The sequence below is a fragment of the Catellatospora sp. NPDC049609 genome (genome assembly GCF_040675365.1).
GTDB lineage: Bacteria > Actinomycetota > Actinomycetes > Mycobacteriales > Micromonosporaceae > Catellatospora.
In genome coordinates, this window is the sequence record NZ_JBFAOU010000344.1 from 1 (window position 1) to 4,039 (window position 4,039).

Below are 4,039 nucleotides of genomic sequence, written 5' to 3' on the forward strand. Positions count from 1 at the left end.
GATGGGCGTATCTTGAGCGCGCATTCGCCCATGTGCCAGGCAAGTCGGACGATCATGGGGGGCGCGGTCAGCGGGGCGGGCCGAACCAGCGGGTGAGGGCCTCGGCGAGGCCGGTGGCGTCGCCGGGCACGGCGGCGGCCCAGGCGACGTAGCCGTCGGGGCGTACCAGCAGGGCCGGGGGAGCGCTCCGGTCACGGGCGCGGGCCGCGACCACGGACACCAGGTCGCGCCACGGCTGCACGGCCGCGGACAGGGGCGTGCCGCCTGCGGCCCGGCCTTCGCCTGCGGCCGGGACTTCGCCTGCGGCCGGGACCTCGCCTACGGCCGGGATCTGGCCTGTGGCCGGGGTTTCGCGTGCGGCCGGGATCTCGGCTGCGGCCGGGGTCTCGCCTTCGGTTGGGGCTTCCGGGTCGGCTTGGGTGTCCGCCGCGATCTCGGCGCCGGTCAGGTCGAGCAGCAGGGGGCGCGCGTGCCGGAGGAGGGCGGCCAGGCGGGTGCGCCGGCCGGCCACGACCAGCCGCAGGTCCGGGACCAGCCGCCCCACCAGCGGATGCCCGCCACCCAGGTCGTACGCCACGTCCGTACCCGCCATGCCCGCGGCGATCCCGCCCAGGAACTCCGGGTCGCGCAGCCGCACGGCGAACGCCTCCCGGCGGGCGGTCACCTCGTCGCCGGGCGCCATCAGCGCGGCCTGCTCCGCGGTGTGCACCAGCGCCCGCCGGGCCAGCGGCGCCCGCTCGGCCTGGTACGTGTCGAGCAGCGCCTCGGGCACGTCCCCGCGCAGCACCGCGGCGAGCTTCCAGGCCAGGTTCACCACGTCCTGCAGGCCGAGGTTGAGATTGGAGCCGCCGAACCCGGCGAACACGTGCGCGGCGTCGCCCGCCACGAACACCCGTCCCGTCCGGTACGGCTCGGCGACGCGGCTGTTGCGGTCGGTCAGCCGCCGCAGGATCCACGGCCGTCCGACGGGCGGCGCCTCGACCGGCACCGGCGCGCCCACGACCCGCGAGAGGCTGTCCCGGATCTCGTCGAGGCTCACCGGCACGTGGTCGCCGGGCGGCGGCGCATCCCACTCGTGCGTGCTGACCACGTGCACGCCCGGGATGAACGAGGCGAGCGTGAGCGCCCCGTGCGGGGTGCGGTGCAGCTGGTACGGCCGGTACACGGCGTCCCCGGCGCGCAGCGCGCCCGCCGCCGTGCGGGCGGCGCGGGGCAGCACCACGTGCGCCATGCGGATCACCAGTTCGCGGCTGGTCTCGCCGGGGAAGCCGATGCCGGCGGCCTTGCGTACGGTGCTGTGCGAGCCGTCGCAGCCGACGAGGTACCGGGCGCGCACCCGGTAGCCGCCGTCCGGCCCGTCGACCTCGACGGTGACGCCGTCGGCGTCCTGGGCCAGCCCGGTCAGCCCGTGCCCGCGCCGGATCTCGGCGCCCAGCCCGCCCGCGTGCCGGGCCAACACCTGCTCCATGTGCAGTTGCGGCACGGCGAGCACGTGCAGCGGATTCGGGCGCAGCCGGCGCAGGTCGAGCCGGAACCCGGCGTAGGAGAAGGCGCGGATCGGGTGGGGGCGGTCGCCGTATGCGCCGGTGAGCAGGCGCCGCAGCGCCGCGCCCGGTCCCTTGCTGTGCCGGGCCAGGTCACGGAACAGGCCCCGGTGGTACAGCACCTCGACCACCTGCCCGACGAGGCCGTTGGCGCGCGGCACCGGGTCCGGCTCGGTGCGCCGCTCCAGCACCAGCACGCTCGCCCCGGCCAGCCGCAGCTCGGCGGCGAGCAGCAGCCCGGTCGGCCCGGCCCCGGCGATCACCACATCGGCGTCCATCGGCCCTCCAAGATGTGTTTTGTGGACGCCAGGCGTCGTCCTGGCAGCGGCAGGCGTCCACAAAAACGGATCATGCCCGCGCTGCTGTCAACCGTAGTTGACAGCAGCGGCGGGCGTCAACCTAGGTTGACAGGGATCGGCTCTGCTCCCTGCGCTGGAACCGTGGTCGGCGCGGCGGTGGGGCGGTGGTCCAGCTGGCGCCAGGTGGTCCGGAAGAAGACCGGGAGCAGCGTCGCGCCCAGGTACGCCGCGGCGAAGACCAGCAGCGTGGTGGTCAGGTCGAACGCCTGCACCCACCAGCCGCCGAGCAGCCCGCCCAGCGGGATCCCGGCGTACGCGACCGCGCCGGTCAGGCTGACGACCCGGGCCTGCAACGCGGCGGGCACGCGCTCGAACGAGACCGCCGACAGGATCGGGTTGACCGCGGCGATCGCCAGTCCCGCCGCGAAGACGGCCGCGAGCACCGGTGCCAGGTCCCCGGCGAGCGCCATCACGACCATCCGCGGCGCCCCGGCGATCAGGAAGCCGATGGTGAACACGGCGTAGCGGGGCGCGCGGGGCGCCAGCGTGGTGAAGACGACGTTGCCGAGCACCGCGCCGAGCGAGAAGGAGGCGTGCACCCACCCGAGCGCGACCGGCGAGCCGAGCACCTCGTTCACCCAGAGCGGGATGAACACGACCGCGTTGGCCTGGTCCACCAGGTTCGTCACGAACAGCAGCACCACGATGCCGATCATCAGCCGGTCACCGCGCAGGTAGGCGAACCCGCCGCGCAGCGCCTGCCAGTACGGCTCCCGTACCTCGACGGCGCCGGTCTCGTCGTGATCGGCGGGACGCCGGCCGCCGGTGCCGGGTGCGCGACCGGCATCCGGGCCGGCCCCGTCGGCCGCACCGGCACCGGCCCTCTCGTCCCCGGGGAGCAACGTCCACAGCAGCGCCGCGCACACGGCGAACGTCGCCGCGTCCAGCAGCACCGCCTGGCGGGCGCCCAGCCAGGCGATCAGCACCCCGCCCAGTCCGGCGGCGAGCAGGCTCGCGAGGCGGTTCAGGCCGTCGTACAGCGACGTCGCGCGGGTCATCTCGACCCCGCAGGCGCGGATGGTCACGGGCAGCAGCACCCGTTTCGCGCAGTCGCCCAGGCCGCGCAGCACGCCGGCGAGCACAAGCAGGACCACCAGCAGCCCGAACCCGCCGGCCTGTCCGAACGCGACGGCCGCCATGACGGCGACGCTGGCCAGGTCGGCCGCGATGGACACCCGGCGCGCACCCAGCCGGTCCACCAGCGGCGCGCCGAGCGGTCCGGCCAGCACGTACGGCAGCATCTCGGCCGCTGCCGCGACGCCCATCTTCGTCGGACTGCCCGTGGTGACCAGCACGAGCCACGGCACGGCCAGGAACGTCATCCGGCTGCCGACGACCGAGATCGTGCCCGCGGCCAGCAGCCCGGCCAGTGCCTTCACGACGCGTCCTGCGGGAACGGCATCACCTGCAGCTGCACCACGACGCGGGCGGCGTCCTCAGGCGCGGGGGCGTCGTCGTCGAACGGGCGGTAGCGCCCGATGACCTCGATCAGCTCCTCCTGCATGGCCCGGGCCTCGTCGGGCGTGAGCCGCCGGGACCAGTCGCTGAGCGTGCCGACGCCGACCCACGGCTCGGGGCGGGTGGCGTACTCGCTGACGGAGCGGTCGACGCGGGCGGCGTACTGGGTGGCGACGGCCCGCAGGTAGATCTCGAAGTCGCCGTACGACTCGGGTGCGACGCTGGCGACGATGGTCTGCCGGTGCGCCGCGCGCCACCAGCGTTCGCGGGCGTTGCCGCGCTCGGCGTCCTCGACGATGAAGCCGTGCTGCGCGAGCTGGCGCAGGTGGTAGCTGGTCGCCGCGCTGGACAGGCCGAGCTGCGTGCCCAGCAGGGTGGCGGTGGACGGCCCGTGCTCGCGCAGCAGCCCGAGCATCCGCACCCGCACGGGGTGGGCCAGGGCGCGCAGCGTGCGGGGGTCGAGGGAGATGGAGGCGTCATCCGGCATGACCGCCAACATATCTTTGCAAAGACGTCTTGGCAATCGCCCCGGAGGGCGCGGCGCGCGATGCGCCGCCGCGAGCCACCGGGCAGGTCAACCGCCTGGCATGTTAAAGGGCACCTTCTACCACGCATACGGGGTCGACCCGCATCCGCACGTTTGTGCGAATGCGGGTCTACCGTCGCGGTGGCGGTGTC

The 4,039-nt window shown here is 74.8% G+C and carries 3 protein-coding genes; all 3 read right to left on the minus strand.

Annotation, left to right across the window (positions count from 1 at the left end):
• Positions 1–67: 67 nt before the first annotated feature.
• Positions 68–1,822: an FAD-dependent monooxygenase gene (locus AB0J67_RS39675; RefSeq protein ID WP_363490750.1), complete on the minus strand. Its 1,755-nt coding sequence runs from the start codon at positions 1,820–1,822 to the stop codon at positions 68–70.
• A 116-nt stretch (positions 1,823–1,938) separates the two neighbouring features.
• A complete protein-coding gene (locus AB0J67_RS39680) occupies positions 1,939–3,282 on the minus strand; it encodes an MFS transporter (protein ID WP_363490752.1) in 1,344 nt (447 codons plus the stop codon).
• A complete protein-coding gene (locus AB0J67_RS39685; protein WP_363490754.1) occupies positions 3,279–3,848 on the minus strand; it encodes a winged helix-turn-helix domain-containing protein in 570 nt (189 codons plus the stop codon). The genes AB0J67_RS39680 and AB0J67_RS39685 overlap by 4 nt, the downstream gene beginning before the upstream one ends.
• Between the last annotated feature and the right edge of the window lie 191 nt (positions 3,849–4,039).

What these genes read in the sequence shown, in the direction of transcription:
- AB0J67_RS39685 (WP_363490754.1), bottom strand. Translation starts at nt 3,848, where the DNA reads ATGCCGGATGACGCCTCCATCTCCCTCGACCCCCGCACGCTGCGCGCC.
- AB0J67_RS39675 (WP_363490750.1), bottom strand. Translation starts at nt 1,822, where the DNA reads ATGGACGCCGATGTGGTGATCGCCGGGGCCGGGCCGACCGGGCTGCTG.